A 21,261-nucleotide genomic window follows, 5' to 3' on the forward strand; every position below is an offset into this window, starting at 1 on the left:
CGCGCCCCACCCACTGAGCGGCACCTCCCCCTCGACGGGGGAGGTTGGGAGGGGGTGGCGGGAGCCACAATGCATCTGGGCCAAACACCCCCCACCCTTGATCCCTCCCCGCAAGGGGGAGGGTGTCGACTGAAACATCGGGGAAAGAACCATCATCACTCCGCCGCCACGATCGCCGGCCCCGGAATATAGTTCAGGATCGGCCCCAGCCAGCGTTCCACTTCACTCACGGCCATGTTCTTGCGCCGCGCATAGTCGGCCACCTGGTCGCGCTCCACCTTGGCCACGCCGAAATAGTAGGATTCGGGATGGCTGAAATAGAACCCGGAAACCGATGAGCCCGGCCACATGGCATAGCTCTCGGTCAGAACAACGCCCACACTCTCCTCGGCGTCGAGCAGTCGGAACAAAGTGGTCTTTTCCGTATGGTCGGGCTGCGCCGGATAGCCGGGGGCAGGGCGGATGCCGCGATAGGTCTCGGCAATCAGCTCGTCGGGCGTAAAGCTTTCGTCGGCGCCATAGCCCCAGAAATCCTTGCGCACCCGCTCATGCAGCGCCTCGGCCAAGGCCTCGGCAAAGCGGTCGGCCAGCGCCTTGACCAGGATGGACGAATAATCGTCATTGGCCCGCTCGAACCGCTCGGCAATCGCCACTTCCTCGATGCCCGCCGTCACCACGAAGCCGCCGACATAGTCGGGCACGCCGTCAGGCGCCACGAAATCGGCCAGCGCCATATGGGGCTTGCCATCGCGCTTGCTGAGTTGCTGGCGCAGCGTGAACAACTTGCCCAACTCGTCCTTGCGGCCCTCGTCCTTGTAGAGCCGGATATCGTCGCCATCAGCATTGGCGGGCCAGAAGCCCACCACGGCACGGGGCTTGAACCACTTTTCGCCGATGATCTGCTTGAGCATCTGCTGCGCGTCGTCGAACAATTGCCGCGCCACCTCGCCCTGCCGCTCATCCTGCAAAATGCCCGGATAGCGGCCCTTGAGCTCCCAGGTCTGGAAGAAGGGCGTCCAGTCGATATATTTGGCCAGCGTTTCGAGGTCGAAATCCTCCAGCACCCGCGTGCCGAGGAAATTCGGCCTGGGCGGCACATAGCTGGTCCAGTCCGGCTTGAACGCATTGGCGCGCGCCGTTTCCAGCGGCACCCGCTTCTTCTCGTTTTCCGCCCGCTCATGCGCCGCCGCCGCCTTGGCATATTCGGCGCGGATATTCTCGATGAACGTGACCTTAGTGTCATCAGACAGCAGATTGCCCACCACGCCCACGGCGCGGCTGGCATCGTTCACATGCACGGCCTGGCCCAGATTGTAGCGCGGGTGGATCTTGACCGCCGTATGCACGCGGCTGGTCGTCGCCCCGCCGATCAGCAGCGGAATGTCGAACCCTTCGCGCTCCATTTCGGCCGCCACATGCACCATTTCGTCCAGCGACGGGGTGATCAGGCCCGAAAGCCCGATAATATCGACCTTCTCGTCCTTGGCCGTCTGCAGGATCTTGGCCACCGGCACCATCACGCCGAGATCGATGATCTCGTAATTGTTGCAGGCCAGCACGACGCCCACGATATTCTTGCCGATATCGTGCACGTCGCCCTTCACCGTCGCCATCAGCACCTTGCCGGCGCTCTGGCGTTCGTCCGCAGCCCCGCCATTGGCGAGCTTCTCGGCCTCCATATAGGGCAGCAGCAAAGCCACGGCCTGCTTCATCACCCGGGCCGATTTCACCACCTGCGGCAGGAACATCTTGCCCGAGCCGAACAGGTCTCCCACCACGCTCATGCCGGCCATCAGCGGGCCTTCGATCACATGCAGCGGCCGCGGCAGCTTCTGGCGGGCTTCCTCGGTATCGGCATCGATGAATTCGGTAATGCCGTTGACCAGCGCATAGGAAATGCGCTCCTCGACCGTGCCATCGCGCCAGCTCATGTCCTTGGCGGCAGCTTCCTTGCCCGCAGTGCCGCGATAGCGCTCCGCCAGTGCCAGCAGCCGGTCCGTCGCGTCCTCGCGCCGGTTGAGGATCACGTCCTCGCAGGCCTCGCGCAGTTCGGGGTCGATGCTCTCATACACCGCCAATTGCCCGGCATTGACGATGCCCATGTCCATGCCCTGCTGGATGGCATAGTACAGGAACACCGCATGCATGGCCTCGCGCACCGGCTCGTTGCCGCGGAACGAGAAGCTCAGATTCGAGATACCGCCCGAAATATGCACATGGGGCAGGGTATCGGTGATCTGCCTGGTGGCCTCGATAAAGGCCACACCATAGCCATTATGCTCCTCGATGCCCGTCGCCACCGCGAACACATTGGGGTCAAAGATGATGTCTTCCGGCGGGAACCCAACTTCCTCGGTAAGAAGCTTGTAGGCCCGCGTACAGATCGAAACCTTGCGCTCGATCGTGTCGGCCTGGCCCTGTTCGTCAAACGCCATCACCACAACGGCCGCGCCATAGGCCCGCACCAGCCGCGCATGATGCAGGAACTGCTCCTCGCCTTCCTTCATCGAGATGGAATTGACCAGCGCCTTGCCCTGCACGCATTTGAGCCCCGCCTCGATCACCTCCCATTTGGAGCTGTCGATCATCAGCGGCACCTTGGCGATATCGGGTTCGGCCGCCAGCAGGTTGAGGAAGTCGATCATCACCTGCTTGGAGTCGATCAGCCCCTCATCCATGTTGATGTCGATGATCTGGGCGCCATTGGCCACCTGGTCCCGCGCCACGTCCAGCGCCGCGGTATAGTCGCCCGCCGTGATCAGCTTGCGGAAGCGGGCCGAGCCGGTGACATTGGTCCGCTCGCCCACATTCACGAACGGAATTTCCGGCGTCAGCGTAAAGGGCTCCAGCCCCGACAGCCGCAGGAATTTCTCTGCGCTCGGCACCGCGCGCGGCTTGTGCTTGCCCACCGCCTCGGCAATCGCCTTGATATGCTCGGGCGTCGAGCCGCAGCAGCCGCCGACAATGTTCACATAGCCGGCCGCGGCAAAGCCCTCGATCTGCTCGGCCATGAATTCGGGCGTCTCGTCATACTGCCCGAACGCATTGGGCAGGCCCGCATTGGGATAGGCGCAGATGAATGTGTCGGCCACATCGGACAGCTCGCCCAGATGCGCCCGCATCGCATTGGCACCCAGCGCGCAGTTGAGCCCGATGGTGAACGGGTTGGCATGGCGCACCGAATACCAGAACGCCGTCGGCGTCTGCCCGCTGAGGGTGCGGCCGGAAAGGTCGGTAATCGTGCCCGAAATCATGATCGGCACATCGATGCCGCGCTCGTCGAACAGCTTTCGCGCCGCGAAGATGCCCGCCTTGGTGTTGAGCGTATCGGTAATGGTCTCGAACAGCAGCAGGTCTGCGCCCGCATCCACCAGCCCCCGGATGGCCTCGCCATAGGCCTCTACCAACTGGTCGAATGTGATCGAGCGGAAGCCCGGGCTGGTCACATCGGTCGACATGGACGAGGTCTTGTTGGTCGGCCCCAGCGCCCCGGCGACGAACCGGCGCCGGCCATCCGCCGCCTCGGCCCGCTGCGCCGCCCGCCGCGCCACCATCACACCCTGATAGTTGATGTCGTAGACCGCATCCTCACAGGCATAATCCGCCTGCGCCACCGAGGTCGCCGAAAACGTATTGGTCTCGGCGATATCGGCGCCGGCCATGAAGTAATCGAAATGGATATCCTCGATCACCTTGGGCTCGGTTATAACCAGCAGGTCATTGTTGCCCTGCAGCGGCAGCGTCCAGTCCTTGAAGCGGGTGCCGCGGAAATTCTCCTCGGTCAGCTTGAGCCGCTGGATCATGGTGCCCATGGCGCCGTCCAGAATCAGGATGCGCTCGCGCGCCGCCTTGGCCAGCGCGCGGCGGACCTCGTTCCAGTCAGGGATATGGGGCTCATCATGCAGGCTCATCGCCAAATACCTCGGCTAACGTCTATCCGGTGACATAAAGATATCTTTATATCTGCAATTGCGCAAGGTCGCCATGGGGTCGCTTTTATCCCCGAACGGTCACGCATTGGCATCAAATGCTACACGCGATGCTAACAGTCTGTTGCCTTTAACCTCACCGAAACCAGAAAACCGCTAACTGGCTGCGAGTGTTCCCGCATCGCGTTATGATCGGCGCTCGCAGTGTCAGTTTAGTGTAAGAGTTTGCGTACCGTGACGACGACCTCCTGGCGCCATGCCATCCGCTTTGTCGCCCTCGCGGCCCTGATCGCACCAATGATTGCTGCCTGCGGCGGCGGGCTCGGCGCCACCGTCAATCGCGCCGCCTTCAGCTCCTCCGAATATGGCGTCGGCGTTTCGCCCCGCGTCACCACCAATCCCAATCCGCCCAAGGGTGGCGGCCGCTACCAGGTCGGCAAGCCCTATACCGTGCGCGGCAAGGTCTATACGCCGGCCGAACAGCCGGACTATGTCGCCAGCGGCGACGCCTCGTGGTACGGCGCCGATTTCCATGGCCGCAGAACGGCTAACGGGGAAATCTTCTCAGCCAACGCGATCACCGGCGCGCATCCCACACTGCCGCTGCCGTCCTATGTCCGCGTCACCAACCAGGCCAATGGCCGCTCGGTCATCGTCCGCGTCAACGATCGCGGCCCCTACATGCGGGGCCGCATCATGGACCTGTCCTACCGGGCCGCGTCCATGCTGGGATATGTCAACAACGGCCACACCCAGATCAGGGCCGAATATGTCGGGCCGGCGCCACTCGAAGGCGACGACACCCGCATGCTCATGGCCTCCTATAACGGCCCGGCCGATTTCGGCGGCGGCAATACCCAGTTCGCCCAGGCCGACAACACCAACAGCCTCGCCGACATCGCCGGCAATTTCTTCGGCAACCTCTTCTCCTACGCCGACACCACGCCGCAGGAGCAGGATGCCGCCATCGGCACCGCCCACGCCGCCGTAACCGCCATGGCCACCCGCGCCGGCGCCCTTGACGAATGGGTGCAGTCCATCGATGCCGATGCCCGTAACATCAGGCTGGGCCTTGGTATTTTCGCCGATCAGGGCAATGCGATAGCCCTCTCCGAGCGCTTCGCCCTGCTGGGCGCCGTCGATGAGGAAGCCGTTACCGTCAACGGCCGCGCCGCCACCCGTTTGACCCTGACCCATCTCAAGCCGGGCGTATCACGCATCGATGTTCTCGATCTGGCTCGCGAACTCGGCCTCAATGATCTAAAGTTGGACTGATAGACGAACTGTCATTTGTCAGTCCGATCACTGTGTCATTCCCGCGAAGGCGGGAATCCATTCTGTCTAATGAAGAGTAGATTCCCGCCTTCGCGGGAATGACATCGGGATCAGGGCTCGCATTGAACCGGGAGGAGGGGGCAACGTGAAGAAAATCCTGCGAATTCTCGCCGCAACGCTGGCCTTGACCATGCCGGCCTTGGCGCAGGCCGATTTCGACACCAAAGCCAAATTCGCCATCCTGATGGACGAGGATTCCGGCACTGTCATCTTCCAGAAGGATGCCGACCTGCCGATGGAGCCGGCCAGCATGGCCAAGCTCATGACCATAGCCGTGGTCTTCAATGAAATCCGCAGCGGCCGGCTGAGCATGGCCGACATGTTCTTTGTCTCCGAACATGCCTGGCGCACCGGCGGCGCGGCTTCGGGCGGCTCGACCATGTTCGCCGAACTCAATTCCCAGATTTCGGTCGAAGACCTGATCCGCTCGGTCATCATCCAGTCCGGCAACGATGCAGCCATCATCCTGGCCGAAGGCATTGCCGGCTCGGAAACCAGCTTCGTCGCCATGATGAACGAACTGGGCGAGGATATCGGCCTCACCGATTCCCACTTCACCAATCCCACCGGCCTGCCGGACCCGGACATGTATGTCACGGCCCGCGACCTGGCCGACCTGGCGCGCTATCTGATCCAGCAATTCCCCGAATATTACCACTACTTCTCCGAACCCGAGATGGAGTGGAACGGCATCAAGCAGCCCAATCGCAACTCCCTGGTGGAACTGGGCATCGGCGTCGATGGCCTCAAGACCGGCCATACCGAGGCCGCCGGCTACGGTTCGGTCATCTCCACCGACGAAGGCGGCCGCCGGCTGGTCGCCGTGCTGCATGGCCTCACCTCCATGGCCCAGCGCACCGAGGAAGGCCGCAAGCTCATCACCTGGGGCGCCCGCGCCTTCGAACGCGTCGCGGCTTACCCAGAGGGTGCCGTCGTCGCCTATGCCAATGTCTATGGCGGCAGCAGCCCCAGCGTCGGCCTGGTCGGCAAAGGCGAAGTGGCGCTCTACCTGCCACGCGGCTCGCGCAAATGCCTCAACGCCCAGGTGAACTATACCGGCCCATTGTCACCCCCGGTCATGCAGGGCGACCAGATCGCCGAACTCCGCGTCTTCTGCGACGACCAGCTCGTCCAGACCGCCCCCCTCTACGCCGCCGAAACGGTGGGCGAGGGCGACCTCGTCCGCAAAGCCACCGACGCTCTGAAGCAACTGGCCCTGGGCTGGCTGTGAGTTTGTGGCGACACCACACCCACCGGGGCTCCCCAACCCCCACCCTCGTTCCCTCCCCACAAGGGGGAGGGAGGCGCATGGGTGATGTCAGTGGTCCAATATAGTCTCATCCACCGAGCAGGCTTCCCTCCCCTTGATGGGGAGGGATTGAGGGTGGGGTGGGGCCGCGCTCGTAAAATGCGTGGCAAGCCCACACGCACCAGCCTCACTTGACGAGCGCGCCCCAAGTGCATAGCCCTCGGGTCAGGCCCCGACCGAGACAATTGAAGCCGGAAGACATGTTGCAAGAGGCACCGACTTCCAAAGCCAGCCGCGCCCGTTTCATCACCTTCGAAGGTGGTGAAGGCGTCGGCAAATCCACCCAGGTCAAGCGCCTGCTGCAAAACCTGCAGCGGCATGACATCGAGGCCGTGCGCACCCGTGAACCCGGCGGCACGCCCAAGGCCGAGGCCATCCGCTCCTTCATCCTGCAGGGGCGCTCCGAAAGCTGGGGACCGGGCGCCGAGGCCGTCCTCTTCGCCGCGGCGCGGCTCGACCACGTCAACCAGCTCATCGCCCCCAATCTGCGCAACGGCACCTGGGTCCTGTCCGATCGCTTCCACGATTCCACCCGCGCCTATCAAGGCCTGACCGGTGGCGTCGACGACAAGCTCATTGCCGGCCTCGAATCCCTGGCGCTGGACGGCCATGCACCTGATCTCACCATCATCCTCGACATGGATCCCGAAGCCGCCTTCAAGCGCGTGGCCGAACGCGCCATCGAGGACGGGCTGGCGCTGACCGGCGATCGCTTCGAGAAGGAAGAACTCGAGTGGCACAAGAAGTTGCGCGACGGCTTCCTGTCCATCGCGCGCGACAATCCAGACCGCTGCGTCGTCATCTCGGCCGCCCAGTCCGAAGACACCTTGGAAGCCGCCATCTGGGAGGCCGTCACCCAGCGCTTTCCCGAACTGCTGCGCGGGTCCCAGGCGTGACCGATCCCGACGCACTCGAGGATATCGCGCTGCCCGAACGCCGCCAGCGCGCGCGCGGGCATGATGCGCAACGCGCCGCCATCCTCAACCAGCTTGCCGAACATCGCCTGCCGGGCGCCATCCTGCTGCATGGCCCGCAAGGCATCGGCAAGGCCACCTTCGCCTTCGAAATGGCCGCCGCCATCCTGTCAGCCACAGGCGATGAGGATGCCCACCGCGTCGAGGAACAGGTGGGAGCCATGTCCCATCCCAATCTTTTCCTGCTGCGCCGCCGTCCCAAGGACAGCAAGGGCTTCTATACCGTCATCCGCGTCGAGGATGTCAGGGACCTGCGCGACAGCCTGCACCATACCCGGGGCAGGGCGGGGCACCGCGTCGCCATCATCGACAGTATCGACGATTGCAATCCCTCGGCCGCCAATGCCCTGCTCAAGACGCTGGAAGAGCCGCCCGCCGACACCATCTTCCTGCTGGTCTCCCACCGCCCCGGCCAGTTGCTGCCCACCATCAAGTCGCGCTGCCATAACCTGGCTTTGCGTCCCGTCGCTGCCGGCGATGTCCGCGCCATATTGCAGGAACACGACGCCACGCTCGGCCAGACTGAACTCGACCGCGCCATAGGCCTTTCTGGTGGCAGGCCGCGCCGGGCCTTCGAGACCCTGGCGCTGGAGCCGGACTCCGCGCTTGGCGCCCTGCAAGCCTGGCTGGTCAACCCCGCCCAGCACCCCGCAGGGGTTGCGCTGCAACTCGCCGATGCCCTTGGTGCCGATACGCAAAGCCCCGAACTCAGCTTCGCCCGCGAAATGCTCGACGACTGGATGGCCGACGAAGCCCGCAATGCCGCCATGCAGCCGCCTTCCCGCATGCGCCTTGCCTCGGCCAACGAGCTATGGGACAAGGCACACGCCCTTTTCGCCGAGGCCGACAGCATCAATCTGGATATGAAGCAGACGCTTGTCGCCATTTTCGACGCGATCAGGAAGCATGTTTCGATGACCGCCTCCGTTTCCTCCGAGCCCCAATGACCGCCAAGCCCTTCTACGTCACGACCGCAATCTCCTATCCCAATGGCGCGCCCCATATCGGCCACGCCTATGAGATGATCGCGACCGACGCCATTGCCCGCTGGAAGCGCCTGGAAGGCCGCGAGGTCTATTTCCTCACCGGCACCGACGAGCATGGCATCAAGATGGTGCAGACCGCCGCCGCGCAGGGCCTGACCCCGCGCGAGCTGGCCGATCGCAACTCCGCCGAATTCCGCCGCCTCGCCGAGGTGCTGGAAATCTCCAACGACGATTTCATCCGCACCACCGAACAGCGCCATCACGAATCCAGTCAGGCGATCTGGAAGAAGATGGAAGCCAGCAACAATGGCGACATTTTCCAGTCCACCTACAAGGGCTGGTATTCGGTGCGCGACGAAGCCTATTTCGACGAAGACGAGCTGACCGAAAAGGACGGCAAGAAATTCGCGCCATCGGGCGCTGAGGTCACCTGGGTGGAAGAACCCACCTATTTCTTCCGCCTCTCGGCCTACCAGCAGAAGCTGCTCGACCTCTACGAATCCAATCCCGATTTCATCGCTCCCAAGGAGCGTCGCAACGAAATCATCTCCTTCGTGAAGAGCGGGCTGCAGGACCTCTCCATCTCGCGCACCACCTTCGATTGGGGCATTCCGGTGCCCGGCGCGCCCGGCCACGTCATGTATGTCTGGGTCGATGCCCTGACCAACTACATCACCGGCGTCGGCTTCCCCGATGAAGCCAGCGAGCTGTTCAAGAAATTCTGGCCGGCCGACCTGCACGTCATCGGCAAGGACATTATCCGCTTCCACACCGTCTACTGGCCCGCTTTCCTGATGAGTGCCGGCATCGAGGTGCAGCATCGCGTCTTCGCCCACGGCTTCCTGACCGTCGATGGCCAGAAGATGAGCAAGTCGCTCGGCAACGTCATCGACCCCTTCTATCTGGTCGATGAATTCGGCGCCGACGCCGTGCGCTACTTCTTCCTGCGCGAGGTCTCCTTCGGCAATGATGGCGACTACAGCAATGAAAAGCTGGTCAACCGCGTCAATGCCGACCTCGCCAACAATCTCGGCAACCTGGCGCAGCGCTCGCTGTCGATGATCAACAAGAACTGCGACGCCAAGGTGCCCCAGCCCGGTCCCCTGACCGAGGCTGACCAGGCGCTCATCGCCGAGGTGACCGACGCCCTCGACGCCGCCCAGAAGGCGATGGACGAACAGCTCGTGCACGAAGCCACCGGCGCCATCATCGCCGCGCTCAGCTCGGCCAACAATTACTTCGCGGGGCAGGAGCCCTGGGCGCTGAAAAAGACCGATCCAGAGCGTATGGCCACGGTCCTTTACGTCACGGCCGATACGGTCCGCCGGCTTGCCATTCCCATGCTGGCTTTCGTGCCGGCATCGGCATCGCGCCTGCTCGACCAATTGGCCGTTCCGGAGGACCAGCGTTCACTCGCTGCTGCGCTCAATGCTAACAGTCTGCTAACGAATACGCCCCTTCCGCTACCGCAGGGCGTCTTCGCCCGCCTCGAGCGCAAGGCCGAATAAAGATGTTGATCGACAGCCATTGCCACCTCGATTTCGAGGCCCTGGCCAGCGATATCGACGGCGTCATGGCCCGCGCCGCAGCCGCCGGCGTCACCGGCATGGTGACGATATCCACACATGTGGAGAAGTTTTCCACATACACCGCGCTAGCGGAACGTTTTGCGAACGTCTGGTGCTCGGTCGGCACCCATCCGCATCACGCCGATGAGGAATTGCATATACAAACAGATGATCTTGTTCGGCTAAGTGCCCATCCCCGTTGCGTTGCTATCGGTGAAGCCGGCCTCGACTACTTCTACGACAACGCTCCGCGCGAGGCCCAGGCCACCGGCCTGCGCAGGCACATCGCCGCTGCCCGGATCACCAGTCTTCCACTGGTTATCCACAGCCGCAAATGCGACGACGACATGGCCGCGATCCTCCGGGAAGAAGCCGGGCAGGGGGCCTTCCCCTTCTTGCTGCATTGCTTCACCGCCGGCCCGGATCTGGCTCGCACCGCGCTCGATCTGGGCGGGTATATCTCGTTCTCCGGCATCATCACTTTCAAGAATGCCGAGGAGATCCGTGAGGTCGCCAAATTCGTTCCGGCTGACCGCTATCTCGTTGAAACCGATGCACCTTATCTCGCCCCGATCCCGCATCGCGGCGAGTCCAACGAACCCAGTTTCGTCCGCCACACGGCCGAAAAAGTCGCCGAGGTCCGGGGGATAAGTCTCGAACAACTCGGCAGCGAGACCAGTGCCAATTTCGCCCGCCTGTTCTCGAAAACCGGGCTCTGACATGCCCGCTGCCCAGAGGATAACGGCCACCATCCTGGGCTGCGGATCGTCCGGCGGCGTACCGCGCATTGGCAATGTCTGGGGCGACTGCGACCCCAGTGAACCCCGTAACCGCCGCCTCAGATGTTCCCTTTTGCTGGAAGGGTTTAGCGAGGGCAGCGACACCCCGACCCGGGTGTTGATCGACACCGGCTGCGACCTGCGCGAACAGATGCTGGCCGCCAAGGTCGATCGCGTCGAAGCCGTGCTCTACACCCACGCCCATGCCGACCATACGCATGGCATCGACGACCTGCGTGTGCTGGCACTACACAATCGCCGCCGCGTCGATGTCTATTTCGACACCGAAACCGGCGCCCGCCTGCGCGAAGCCTTCGGCTATTGCTTCGTTTCCCCGCCGGGCAGCGATTATCCGCCCATTCTCAACGCGCATGAAATCGCCGCGGGAAACGTGCTTGAGATCGATGGGCCGGGCGGCACGATCACGGTCACGGTGTTCGAGCAGACCCACGGCAACATCACCTCGCTGGGCTTCCGCACCGCCAATTTCGCCTATTCCTGCGACCTGTCGGACTTCCCCGAGGCGTCGCTGCCGGCCATTTCCGGCCTCGACCTATGGGTGATCGATGCCCTGCGCCCCACGCCGCATCCCAGCCACCTGAGCCTGCCGGAAACGCTGGAATGGATCGCCCGGATAGCCCCGAAGCAGGCCGTGCTCACCAACATGCATATCGATCTCGACTATGCGCGCACGGAAGCGGAGACGCCTGATAATGTGACGCCAGCCTTCGACGGCATGCAGATCGACGTGCTGAGCGGGCGTATCCTCAACCGCTAGCGGAATGCCGGGATTACGTGCCGCCCATAGTTGGCGATGATCTCTTCCTCGTCGCCGCTGTCCAGGTAGATGTTGAACTGCGTCACGCCCGCATCCTCGAGGGCGTGCATCTTGGCGATGTGGTCTTCCGGCTCGCCCAGCACGCAGAAATTCTCCACCACGTCGGGCGTGATGAAATCGAGGAACGGATTGTCCGACTGGCCATGCTTTGAATAATCATAGCCCCGGCGCTTCTCGATATAGCTGGTGAGGCTCTTGGGGATCTGGTCGCTGTCGGCGCCGTATTTCTCGACGATATCGGCCACGTGGTTGCCCACCATGGCCGGGAACCACTTGGTGGCCTCGATGGCGCGGGCCTTGTCGCCGAAATAGGCCGGCGCTGCGGCCATGGAGCGGAACTTGCTCATGTCCTTGCCTGCAGCCTTGCCGGCGGTGATGCACTGGTCGGTAAACCACTTGCAGAGACCCGGATCGGCCAATTGCAGCACGACACCATCGGCATGCTCGCCCGCCGTCTTCAGCGCCAGCGGGCCATAGGCGGCGATCCAGCTCGGCATTTCATGGCCGACCGCCCAGGGGAATTTCACTGCCGCGGGAATTTCGCCATAGGAGACTTCTTCGCCCCGCACCATGGCCTGGGTCTTGGCGATGAATTCGGCCACCCGGGCCAGCGTTGCCGGCTTCTTGCCCATCACGCGCATCGAACTGTCGCCCCGGCCGACGGCCAGGTCGAAGCGGCCGCCGCTCTGCTTGGCGAGCGAGCCGAAGATCGAGGCAGCCACCGACCAGTCGCGCACATCCGGGTTGGTCACCAGCGGACCGAAGCGCATATCGGTGGTGTGTTCCATGCACATGGCAATGGCAGCGTAGCAATCGCGCCAGAGAATGTGGCTGTCATAGAACCAGCAATAGCTGAACCCGGCATATTCGGCGGCACGCACCAGATAGCGTGCCCGTTCGGGCTCGATAAAGCCTTTGAAGGTGATGCCGAATTCCATGCGCGCCTCCCATGCCGCAGGTCCGAATTTTGACCAGTCGATCAAATTTTTGAGTGGGCGGCGCGCGATTGTCAATCGCTATCGCGCAGTGACGAGGATTTAGCCGGGCAAGTCATAGGCGATCAGCGGGCGGCCATCGCCCGGATGGCGCAATATGGTGGCATCGACCCCATAGACCGTGCGCAGCAGGGCAGGGGTCAGCACCTCGCCGGGCGCTCCAGCCGCCGCCAGCCGCCCCCCTGCAGCACGACCAGCGAGTCGCAGAAGCCGGCAGCGAGGTTCAGATCGTGCAGCGCCACCAGCACGGCCGCGCCAGCGCGCGCGGCGGCGCAACAGGTCGAGCATGGCCAGTTGCGCATGCACATCGAGATGGCTCGTGGGTTCATCCAGCAGCAGCAGTCGGGGCTGTTGCGCCAGCGCGCGGGCAATCTGGACGCGCTGTTGCTCGCCACCCGACAGCGTCTGGTAAAGCCGGTCGGCAAAATCAGTCATCTCAACCGAGGCCAGCGCCGCATCGGCCTGCGCCATATCCTCGGGGGAGGGGGCTGCCTGCCAGATGGACTGGAAGGGAATGCGGCCCAGCAACACCACTTCACGCGCCGTCAGCCGCGCATCGGTGTCGCTGCTCTGCTCGACAAAGGCCGTGAATTGCGCCCGGATACGACGGGGCAGGGTGGTGAGGTCTGTTCCATCAAAGCTCACTGAGCCCATGGCCGGGAGAAGACCGAGAATAGCCCGCAGCAACGTGGATTTCCCAGCGCCATTGGGGCCGATCAGTCCGGTCACCTGACCCACGGGCGCGACCATGTCGACCCCGGCGACAATCGCCTGGCCGCCCAGTTCCACAGCGACGCCGCTGACCACCAGCCCCGCGCTCATGTGATCCGCCTGTAGCGCAGCAGCACGAGAAGGAAGATCGGCGCGCCCAGCAGGGCCGTGATGATGCCCACCGGCAGTTCGCGTGGTTCGAACAGGCTGCGCGCCGCCGTATCGGTCCAGACCATGAAGCTGGCGCCCAGCAGCATGGCCCCCGGCAGCAGCACGCGATGGCGCGAGCCGGTCACCAGCCGCGCCACATGCGGCACAATGAGCCCGACAAAACCGATCGCCCCGCCGATAGACACCAGCACGCCGGTCAACAGCGCCGTGCCCCCAAGCAGCCACCAGCGCAGCCTGTTAACATCGACACCCAGTGTCGCCGCGGCCGTGTCGCCAAAAGCAAAAGCATCGAGCGAGCGGCCGGACAGCAGCACCGGCAGTCCCGCCAGCACCAGGGCGGCGAGCACCAGCAGCGCCTCCGGCCAGATGACACCGCTCAGTGAGCCCATCAGCCAACTCAGGATTTCTCGGTAGGAATCGCCCGTCGCCGACCAGAAAATGAGGAATGAGGTTGCCGCCGCGGCGAGCGCCGATATGGAAATACCGGCCAGGATGGCCCGCGTCGGCGTGGCCCCGCCCAGCAATTGCGTGACCAGCAGTGTCAGCGCCATGGCGGCGCCGGCACCCAGAAAGGCGCCCAGCGGCATCAAGAGGCTTGCCCCTGTCAGCAGGAAGGCGACGGCGCCGAGGGATGCGCCAGAGGACAGGCCGAGCAGGTAAGGGTCGGCCAGCGGATTGCGGGTCAGCGCCTGCATCACCGCGCCGCATAGCGCCAGGCCCGCGCCGACGACCGCGGCGGCGAGCACGCGCGGCAGGCGCAATTCCCAGATGATGGCATCGCGCAACCGACCCACCGGGCTTTCCGGCAGCAGGCCGAAATGCCAGCCAATGGTCTGCCACACTTCTGATGGCGCGATATCGGCAGGCCCGAAGGTCACGGCCAGCACTAGGCTGGCCAGCAGCAGCGCCAGCAGGCTCAGGATCAGCGTGGCCAGCCCCGGTCGGTTCACGGGGTGAAACTGAGGGCGGCGAGCTGGGCCGCCATATCAGCCGTCGCGCCCACATTGCGCACCCCGGCTTCCGAAGCCGGGAAGGGCACCACGAGATAGCGCTGGTGGATCACCGCATCAAGCTGGCTGGTAATCGGGTTTTCGGCCAGCAGCTTTTTCTTCTGCTCGGCCGAATTCCAGGTCGCATCGACCAGCACGATGACATCGGGATTGGCATCCACCACCGCTTCCCAACTGGCCGAAACCCAGCCGTCATCCACATCGGCCATGATGTTTTCCAGCCCCAGCGCCTCCAGCATCATCTGCGGTACCCCGCTGCCAGCGCCGACATAGGGCGTCTTGGTGCCAGAAGAATACCACAGCGCGGTAAGCCCGCGTGTATCGGGCGTGATGGCCGCCAGCGCCGCCCTCTGCTCAGCAATCAGCGCATCCGCGGCCGACGTTGCATCGAAGATGGTGCCCATTTCAGCGATCTCGGCGAAGATCTCGTCGAAACTCAGCTTGGCCGGCTTGATCGAGCGGCACGCGGCCGGGGACACGTAACCGGCCACGCCCAGCGCCGCCAAAGTCGGCCGCTCGCCCGCACCATCGGCCGAAAAATTGCTCTCCCAGCCGCCATAGACCAGGTCGGGCTCGGCCTCGAGCACCACTTCCTGCGACGGCAGCTTGTCCGACAGCACCGGCAAAGCTGCCGCTTCCGCGGTCCACGGCTCCGGCGCCGGACCATCCTGGAAGCCGACGCCAACGATCCGCTCGCCCAGCCCCAGCGCCAGCAGCATTTCGGTGGCGGTCGACTTGATCGTCACCACGCGCTGCGGCGCGGCGGGCAGGGTGACGGCAAAGCCGCAATTGTCTGTTGCCAGCGGATAGCCCGTCTGGGCCAATGCAGGCCCCACGGACAGCGCAAGCACGGCTAGGGACAAGGGCAGGGGGCGCATGAAGGTCAATCCTGTTTGACGCGTTCGCTGGTCTGGTCATCCGTCCGGTCGCGCAATTCGGCCTGCGCAGCCTCGTAGCCCAGCCGATAGGCCTCGGCCGAGCCGAAACGGAACATGTCGTCGTCCACCCCACGCACCAGCGAGCGGGCGCCCGGCGCATCGAGCCCAGTCACCAGCCGGCCGAGCCCGCGCACTACGGCTACGGGAATGCCGCTGGCCTTGCCCTTGACGAGATCGGCCGCACCCGCCAGTTCGTCGGCCAGCACGGTGATGGTGACATTGAGCGGCCGCCCATTGGCATCGACGCCGCCGCGCAGGTCGTCGGTGACAACAATGCCAGCGGCACCGATCGCCACGTCGGTCTGGCCGACGCGCCAGGGCCGCCCCAGCGTATCGGTGATGATGACGCCCAGCGACACGCCGAACCGCTCGCGCAGGCCAGAACACAGTGCCAGCGCCGAGCGATCAGGGTCTTCCGGCAGCCGCAAAGCCAGCCCGTCCGGCACATTGGACGTGTCGATCCCCGCAGCCGCCATGATCAGCCCATGCCGCGTCTCGACGATCCGGGTGACCCCGCCGGGATGCACCCGTTCGGCCACGACGCGGACAGTATCCTGCGAAATGGCCTTTTCGCGCTCGCTGACCGGCACCTGCATGCCCTCGGCCTTGGACACGATCTTGCTGGTGACGACAAGGATATCACCATGCTGCAGGGCAGCTTCGGGGTCTTCTGCCAGCGATGCTTCGATCGCCGCCGCAATCAGCGCCACGAGATCGTCGCCCGGCCCGATTTCCGGCACCCCCGTAACACCCCAGACTGTGTAGCGTGGCATTAGCATGGGCGAGTACCTAGCTGGCCGCTGCAGGCGCAAGCGCCCGCAATCGCGGCAGGATTTCCTTGGCATAGAGGCTGATGAAGCGGCTCTGGTCTTCCCCCGGCGCGTGGAACACCAGGTGGTCGAAGCCATAATCCATATAGGTCTTGATGGCAGCCACATGCTCGTCGGGATCGCTGGAAACGATCCAGCGCTTCGCCACCCGCTCGATCGGCAGCGCATCGGCCAGCCGCTCCATTTCGGCCGGGTCCTGCACCGAATGCTTCTCCTCCGGCGTCAGCGACAAAGCTGCCCAGGCGCGCGTATTGTTCAGCGCCAGGTCCGGATCGGGATCGAACGACACTTTCACCTCGATCATCCGCTCGAAGGGCAGGGCACCCCGGTCGGATTCAGCCCGCCCAAGCGCCACATTGGGCAGCAGTTGATCGACGTAAAGCTCCGGTCCCTTGCCGGAAGTGCAGATGAAGCCGTCGCCCGCGCGGCCGGCATATTTGGCATTGAGCGGCCCACCCGCCGCCAGGTAGATCGGCACCATCTTGTCCGGCTTGTCATAAATGGTGGCATTCTGCGTCCGGTAATATTCGCCCTCGAAGGTGACCCGCTCCTCGCTCCATAGCTTGCGGATCAGCGTCACCGCCTCGCGCAGCCGGGCCGAGCGTTCCTTGAGCTCGGGCCAGACCATGCCTGTGGAGGGCACTTCGTTGAGGGATTCTCCGGTCCCGACGCCCAGGATGACGCGTTCGGGAAACATCGCGCCCAGCGTACCAAAAGCATGCGCCACCACCGACGGATGCAGCCGGAATGTCGGCGTCAGCACCGAAGTGCCGACAATAATCTTCTCGGTGCGCGCCAAGGCGGCCGCGATCCAGGATGGCGCAAAAGGCGCATGGCCATCGGTATGCTTCCACGGCTGGAAATGGTCGCTGATGAACACGGATTCAAAGCCGGCCTGTTCCGCCTCGATGGCGAAGCGCAGCAGCATATTGGGGGCGAACTGTTCCGCCGAAGCCTTGTAACCGAAGCGCATGCTGTCCTCCAATGCTCACCGGCAGCAATACTTTGACCAAATGGTCAAAATTGTCCATCGGATTCGTGCAACGGCCCGAATGCGGTTGAGCTGTTGGCCGGCAATGGCTATCTGGTGCCACGGCCCAGCCGGCTCCGCAAACCAACAAGGCATATATCGGCATGATTCCCCACTTTCTCGTCACCCATTCGGGTGGTTTTCATGCCGACGAATTGCTCTCGAGCGTTGTCCTGATAAGGCTTTTTCCGCAAGCCGAGATCAAGCGGAGCAGGGCGCCCGAATGGATCACGCCGGGCGCCGATCGCATCATCTATGACGTCGGCGGCGCCTATGATGCCGAAAAGCGGATTTTCGACCATCACCAGCGCGGCGCGCCTCTACGCGACGACGGCCAGCCCTACAGCTCGTTCGGCCTGATCTGGAAGCACTATGGCCGCGACTACCTGGCCGCCTCAAACGTGCCCGAAGCCCATATTGAGCCCATCCACGCCGCTTTCGACGCCAGTTTCGTACTGCCGGTCGACCTGGTGGACAATGGCGCGCTGAGCCCGTCCGGTCCGCTGGGCAACCTGACCCTGCCATCGCTGCTCGAAACGCTGAAGCCGGATTTCGACAACGCCGATCCAGATGCAGAAATCACGGCATTTCACGCCGCATTGGCCGTGGCCCGCACCTTTGTCGAGGGCGCCATTGCCCGCAGCGCGGCCAAATTGCGCGCCGAAGCCATGGTGCGCCAGGCCATCGAGAAAACCGGGCAGGGCCGTGTGCTGGAACTGCCCATGGGCATGCCGTTCCGCCCGGCCATCGTGAAATCAGGCGCCGACCATCTGCTCTTCGTGGTGCATCCGCGCGAAAAGGACTGGTGCCTGACCACTATCCGTCGCGGCGACGATGGCTTCGCGGTGCGCGCCGACCTGCCGGCGGCCTGGGCCGGCCTGACCGACGGCGCGCTGGAAGCTGCTTCGGGCGTTATCGGCGCCAGTTTCTGCCACAATGGCCGCTTCGTCGCCGCCGCCAAAACCCGCGAAGCGGCCCTGGCAATGGCCGAACTGGCCGTGGCCGAGGCGCTACCAGGCCTCGAGAATACGCTCGACCACGCCATCGACGCTCATCGCTGAACTATCCAGCCACAATCCTTCGCGCGGCGTTTCGGATCGCAGCGCATCGGCAAGCACATTGGGCGGGAAATGCTCGCCATAGCCCGTCTTATGCCGGTCGGCATCACGTTGGGCCAGCGTTTCGACGCTGGGATTGAGCACCACGATGCGCGGCGCGAGATCGGCAAGCGCCTTGGTGACGCGGACGAAATCCGCGCCGATCAGGATGTCCTGGTAGACGGTGGTAAATCCCGCAGCCACAAAGCGCCGCACCGCATCCATGGCGATATCCTGCCGCAGGTGAAGTTGCACGATGGCCTCGCTGTCGAGCACCGGGCCCATGACAGCGCCGCCCTTGGCAATCATGCGCAGGAAGGCGTCGCCGCCAACATGCGCTGACTTGTCAAAGCGCTGCACCAGCGCCTTGGCAATGGTGGACTTGCCGGCGGCCATGGCTCCCGTGATGATATAGAGCGGTGCAGTCATCTGGCACGTCCTCAAATCGATGCAATCATCGCTGATAGCGCAAAACTGCTGGAAAACACCAGGCAGGCCCGGCTTTTCGCATCAATTTTAGTTCCATAATATATATTATGCGAATAGCGTATGTGCGCAATTCAGGTGAGCGCGGCCCACCCGGCGATGACAATCAGCGCCATCGTGACCAGCGCCGACGAGACGTAGAGCACGGTTCTCAAGTGGCCCCCTTTTGCCGCCTCCCCGCCGCGCAGATAGACAATGAGATGGGCCAGTCGAATGGCCAGGTGAAGCCATACGAGCCCGGCAAGCAGCGCCGGCGTCACCTCGACCAGCATGGCGATCACCGCCGATACGGCGAATGGCGTCAGCGCCTCCACCGAGTTCATGTGGACCCGGTCGATGCGATAGAGCTTGTTGTCGTCACGCGCATCGAGCACCGGTCCGGACAAAGCCCCGACCGCGCCCTTGGAGCGCCCCGAATAGACCGCCAGAACCACCGACAGCAGGCAAAGCAACAGCACGCCCACAATGCTCATCGCGTATGGTGCCAGTTGCGCTCCCAAAATGACCTCCAGCCGATGTCCGAACTGCCGAGGCTCACCAGACCACGATTCTGGCCAGTTGGTAAGGAAAGCGTCCTCAGCCTCAGTTCGGCTGCTTGCGCCCGCGCGGCGACGAAACGCGCGTCGATATATGCACATCCCAGATTGCGGACCGCCCTTCCGGGTCATATTGCGCAAAGGCCCGCTCGATCTCGCCCGGCTGGGCGATAGTCGCGACATCCAGCCCGAAGCCCTTGCCAATGGCGGCAAAGTCCGGCCGGCCGAATGTGGCCATCTTTTCGTCCACCCCGAGCTTGCGCAGCTTGTGGATTTCGGCGCCGAAGCCCCCGTCATTGAGCGCACATATGATCAGCCTGATGCCTTGGCGCTGGATGGATTCGAGTTCCTGGATATGCATCATCAGACCGCCATCGCCATCGAGCAGCAGCACCTTGCCGTTATTGCGGGCTGCCGCCACCCCGATCGCCATCGCCAGGCTGCTGCCTATGGCGCCGAATTCACGCAGGACATGGAACTGCTCGGGCCGCCTGTTGCGAAGATGGGTGTAGAAATATGAGGAATGACCGGTGCCGCTGACAATGTCCCAATCCTTGGGTATGACACCGTCGATTTCCTTGACCACTTCGCGCGGATCCAGCAAGCCCGGCTCGACCTCGTAAGGCGTCGTGTCGGGCGGTGTTTCGGCGATGCGCCGGGCCAGTTCGTCGCTTCGGAAGCGCGCCGTCGTGCCTCCTTCCAGCTCCAGCATGAAGGCCTCGGCTGCCAGCGCGGCATCGCCTCGCACATAGATGTCGGCGGCCCGGCGACCATGGCGCATGCCGAGCGGGTTTTCATCGATCTGAGCTGTGAAGGCATTGGGGAAAAGCGCACCGCCATCGACTGTATAATGGGTCAGGCTGGCGCCGATCGCGACCACCATATCGGCCTCGGCGAAGCATTGGACGGCGAGCTGGCTGGCAAAGCCTCCCGCCACGCCGACCGAAAAAGGTGAGTGATCGAACAGTCCTCGCGCCGGCAGGCTCGTAGCCAGCAAGGCGCCGGCAGCATTGGCCAATGCCTCGATGGCAGGCCCTGCCCCGGACCGGACAGCCCCCCTGCCCGCAAGAAAAATCGGCCGCTGCGCTGTCCTCAGCCGCCCCGCCAGCCGCTCGATATCGGTGGGATTCGGCGGCATCGGGCCAACCTGCGGCAGGAGCGCAGTCGAGGGAATATAAGGCCTCTGCGTGGAAATACGGAGCTTGAGCAGATCATAGGGAATACTGAGCACGACCGGCCGCCGCTCGAAGCGCGCTGTATAGAAGGCTTCCTGCACGTGGTCGCGCATCAGCGCGGGGCTATGGGCGGCAATGAAATGAGAGCCGGTGGCCCTGGCCAGCGCTGCCTGATCGACAGACTGGTTATACCAGCGCTGGTTCAGCGGGCTGTCGGCCGCCAGAATTACCAGGGGGACCTGAGCCTGAGCCGCCGAGGTCAGCGCCGTCATCGTCTGGGTAAAGCCCGGGCCGCATGTAACGGAAGCGACGCCCACCTTACCGGTGGCAAAATGGTAGCCGATGGCTTCGGCCACGGCGCAGTGTTCGTGCCGGGCATCGATGCTTCGCATGCCCGGCAGCTTGTCCATGGCAATGGCCCACAGCATCTGACCGTGGCCCATCAGCAGGAAGTGATGATCGACGCCCTCCGCCGCGAAGGCATCCGCGAGGGCCTCGTAGATCAGCTGCTCCCCTGCCCCATCAGTCGTCTCCGCAATCACCTGCTGCACCCCGCCAGACATG

The 21,261-nt window shown here is 63.7% G+C and carries 18 protein-coding genes; 8 read left to right on the top strand and 10 right to left on the bottom strand.

Annotated features, from left to right (window positions below; genetic code table 11):
- Positions 1-155 precede the first annotated feature (155 nt).
- A complete protein-coding gene (gene metH, locus FPZ08_RS05275; RefSeq protein ID WP_146289013.1) occupies positions 156-3,911 on the bottom strand; it encodes a methionine synthase in 3,756 nt (1,251 codons plus the stop codon).
- Positions 3,912-4,163: 252 nt separating this feature from the next.
- Between metH and FPZ08_RS22570 the strand changes: the two genes are divergently transcribed.
- From FPZ08_RS22570 to FPZ08_RS05310, 7 genes are all read left to right on the top strand, one after another.
- On the top strand, positions 4,164-5,204 hold the full coding sequence (locus FPZ08_RS22570) for a septal ring lytic transglycosylase RlpA family protein (RefSeq protein WP_281285666.1): 1,041 nt from the start codon (positions 4,164-4,166) through the stop codon (positions 5,202-5,204).
- A gap of 145 nt (positions 5,205-5,349) precedes the next feature.
- The gene (locus FPZ08_RS05285; protein WP_246132810.1) at positions 5,350-6,495 is read left to right on the top strand and encodes a D-alanyl-D-alanine carboxypeptidase family protein; all 1,146 of its coding nucleotides are present in this window, start codon (positions 5,350-5,352) and stop codon (positions 6,493-6,495) included.
- A gap of 278 nt (positions 6,496-6,773) precedes the next feature.
- Complete coding sequence (tmk, locus tag FPZ08_RS05290) at positions 6,774-7,469, top strand: dTMP kinase (protein ID WP_146289014.1); 696 nt, start codon at positions 6,774-6,776, stop codon at positions 7,467-7,469.
- A complete protein-coding gene (locus tag FPZ08_RS05295) occupies positions 7,466-8,494 on the top strand; it encodes an AAA family ATPase (RefSeq protein ID WP_186767214.1) in 1,029 nt (342 codons plus the stop codon). Before tmk ends, FPZ08_RS05295 begins: the two co-directional genes overlap by 4 nt.
- Positions 8,491-10,041, top strand: a complete 1,551-nt coding sequence (gene metG, locus FPZ08_RS05300) for a methionine--tRNA ligase (protein WP_146289016.1) — start codon at positions 8,491-8,493, stop codon at positions 10,039-10,041. The genes FPZ08_RS05295 and metG overlap by 4 nt, the downstream gene beginning before the upstream one ends.
- Before the next feature lie 2 nt (positions 10,042-10,043).
- Positions 10,044-10,820, top strand: coding sequence for a TatD family hydrolase (locus FPZ08_RS05305; RefSeq protein ID WP_146289017.1), 777 nt, complete (start codon positions 10,044-10,046; stop codon positions 10,818-10,820).
- A 1-nt stretch (position 10,821) separates the two neighbouring features.
- Positions 10,822-11,658, top strand: coding sequence for an MBL fold metallo-hydrolase (locus FPZ08_RS05310; protein WP_146289018.1), 837 nt, complete (start codon positions 10,822-10,824; stop codon positions 11,656-11,658).
- Here FPZ08_RS05310 and FPZ08_RS05315 read toward each other — a convergent pair.
- The 6 genes from FPZ08_RS05315 to fgd form a co-directional block, all read right to left on the bottom strand.
- Positions 11,655-12,656 carry a TIGR03842 family LLM class F420-dependent oxidoreductase gene (locus tag FPZ08_RS05315; RefSeq protein ID WP_146289019.1) on the bottom strand — a complete coding sequence of 334 codons (1,002 nt, stop codon included), beginning with the start codon at positions 12,654-12,656 and terminating at the stop codon, positions 11,655-11,657. The two genes, FPZ08_RS05310 and FPZ08_RS05315, sit on opposite strands and share 4 nt — an antisense overlap.
- Positions 12,657-12,755: 99 nt before the next feature.
- Complete coding sequence (locus FPZ08_RS05320) at positions 12,756-13,535, bottom strand: ABC transporter ATP-binding protein (RefSeq protein ID WP_210246859.1); 780 nt, start codon at positions 13,533-13,535, stop codon at positions 12,756-12,758.
- The gene (locus FPZ08_RS05325; RefSeq protein WP_146289020.1) at positions 13,532-14,545 is read right to left on the bottom strand and encodes a putative F420-0 ABC transporter permease subunit; all 1,014 of its coding nucleotides are present in this window, start codon (positions 14,543-14,545) and stop codon (positions 13,532-13,534) included. Before FPZ08_RS05325 ends, FPZ08_RS05320 begins: the two co-directional genes overlap by 4 nt.
- Positions 14,542-15,483 (bottom strand): putative F420-0 ABC transporter substrate-binding protein, encoded by a 942-nt coding sequence (locus FPZ08_RS05330; RefSeq protein ID WP_146289021.1) that lies wholly within the window; start codon positions 15,481-15,483, stop codon positions 14,542-14,544. Before FPZ08_RS05330 ends, FPZ08_RS05325 begins: the two co-directional genes overlap by 4 nt.
- A gap of 5 nt (positions 15,484-15,488) precedes the next feature.
- Positions 15,489-16,322 carry a coenzyme F420-0:L-glutamate ligase gene (gene cofE, locus FPZ08_RS05335; RefSeq protein ID WP_246132811.1) on the bottom strand — a complete coding sequence of 278 codons (834 nt, stop codon included), beginning with the start codon at positions 16,320-16,322 and terminating at the stop codon, positions 15,489-15,491.
- Between the two features lie 10 nt (positions 16,323-16,332).
- The gene (gene fgd / locus FPZ08_RS05340) at positions 16,333-17,346 is read right to left on the bottom strand and encodes a glucose-6-phosphate dehydrogenase (coenzyme-F420) (RefSeq protein WP_146289022.1); all 1,014 of its coding nucleotides are present in this window, start codon (positions 17,344-17,346) and stop codon (positions 16,333-16,335) included.
- A gap of 161 nt (positions 17,347-17,507) precedes the next feature.
- Here fgd and FPZ08_RS05345 point away from each other — a divergent pair, with 161 nt between their 5' ends.
- Positions 17,508-18,464, top strand: a complete 957-nt coding sequence (locus FPZ08_RS05345; RefSeq protein ID WP_146289023.1) for an MYG1 family protein — start codon at positions 17,508-17,510, stop codon at positions 18,462-18,464.
- On the opposite strand, the gene FPZ08_RS05350 is transcribed toward FPZ08_RS05345, so the two are convergent.
- The 3 genes from FPZ08_RS05350 to FPZ08_RS05360 form a co-directional block, all read right to left on the bottom strand.
- Positions 18,414-18,929, bottom strand: coding sequence for an AAA family ATPase (locus tag FPZ08_RS05350; protein WP_146289024.1), 516 nt, complete (start codon positions 18,927-18,929; stop codon positions 18,414-18,416). The two genes, FPZ08_RS05345 and FPZ08_RS05350, sit on opposite strands and share 51 nt — an antisense overlap.
- Before the next feature lie 131 nt (positions 18,930-19,060).
- Positions 19,061-19,444, bottom strand: a complete 384-nt coding sequence (locus FPZ08_RS05355; RefSeq protein WP_246132812.1) for an MAPEG family protein — start codon at positions 19,442-19,444, stop codon at positions 19,061-19,063.
- A gap of 124 nt (positions 19,445-19,568) precedes the next feature.
- Positions 19,569-21,260, bottom strand: a complete 1,692-nt coding sequence (locus FPZ08_RS05360; protein ID WP_186767215.1) for a thiamine pyrophosphate-binding protein — start codon at positions 21,258-21,260, stop codon at positions 19,569-19,571.
- Position 21,261: the final 1 nt, after the last annotated feature.

This window comes from Devosia ginsengisoli, assembly GCF_007859655.1.
GTDB classification, from domain to species: Bacteria; Pseudomonadota; Alphaproteobacteria; order Rhizobiales; family Devosiaceae; genus Devosia; species Devosia ginsengisoli.

Bases quoted from the DNA above. Each gene is read 5' to 3' on its own strand.
- FPZ08_RS05320 (WP_210246859.1), bottom strand. From the start codon at position 13,535: ATGAGCGCGGGGCTGGTGGTCAGCGGCGTCGCTGTGGAACTGGGCGGC.
- FPZ08_RS05310 (WP_146289018.1), top strand. From the start codon at position 10,822: ATGCCCGCTGCCCAGAGGATAACGGCCACCATCCTGGGCTGCGGATCG.
- FPZ08_RS05350 (WP_146289024.1), bottom strand. From the start codon at position 18,929: ATGACTGCACCGCTCTATATCATCACGGGAGCCATGGCCGCCGGCAAG.
- FPZ08_RS05360 (WP_186767215.1), bottom strand. From the start codon at position 21,260: ATGTCTGGCGGGGTGCAGCAGGTGATTGCGGAGACGACTGATGGGGCA.
- tmk (WP_146289014.1), top strand. From the start codon at position 6,774: ATGTTGCAAGAGGCACCGACTTCCAAAGCCAGCCGCGCCCGTTTCATC.
- metG (WP_146289016.1), top strand. From the start codon at position 8,491: ATGACCGCCAAGCCCTTCTACGTCACGACCGCAATCTCCTATCCCAAT.
- FPZ08_RS05330 (WP_146289021.1), bottom strand. From the start codon at position 15,483: ATGCGCCCCCTGCCCTTGTCCCTAGCCGTGCTTGCGCTGTCCGTGGGG.
- cofE (WP_246132811.1), bottom strand. From the start codon at position 16,322: ATGCTAATGCCACGCTACACAGTCTGGGGTGTTACGGGGGTGCCGGAA.
- FPZ08_RS05305 (WP_146289017.1), top strand. From the start codon at position 10,044: ATGTTGATCGACAGCCATTGCCACCTCGATTTCGAGGCCCTGGCCAGC.
- FPZ08_RS05315 (WP_146289019.1), bottom strand. From the start codon at position 12,656: ATGGAATTCGGCATCACCTTCAAAGGCTTTATCGAGCCCGAACGGGCA.
- FPZ08_RS05345 (WP_146289023.1), top strand. From the start codon at position 17,508: ATGATTCCCCACTTTCTCGTCACCCATTCGGGTGGTTTTCATGCCGAC.
- fgd (WP_146289022.1), bottom strand. From the start codon at position 17,346: ATGCGCTTCGGTTACAAGGCTTCGGCGGAACAGTTCGCCCCCAATATG.
- metH (WP_146289013.1), bottom strand. From the start codon at position 3,911: ATGAGCCTGCATGATGAGCCCCATATCCCTGACTGGAACGAGGTCCGC.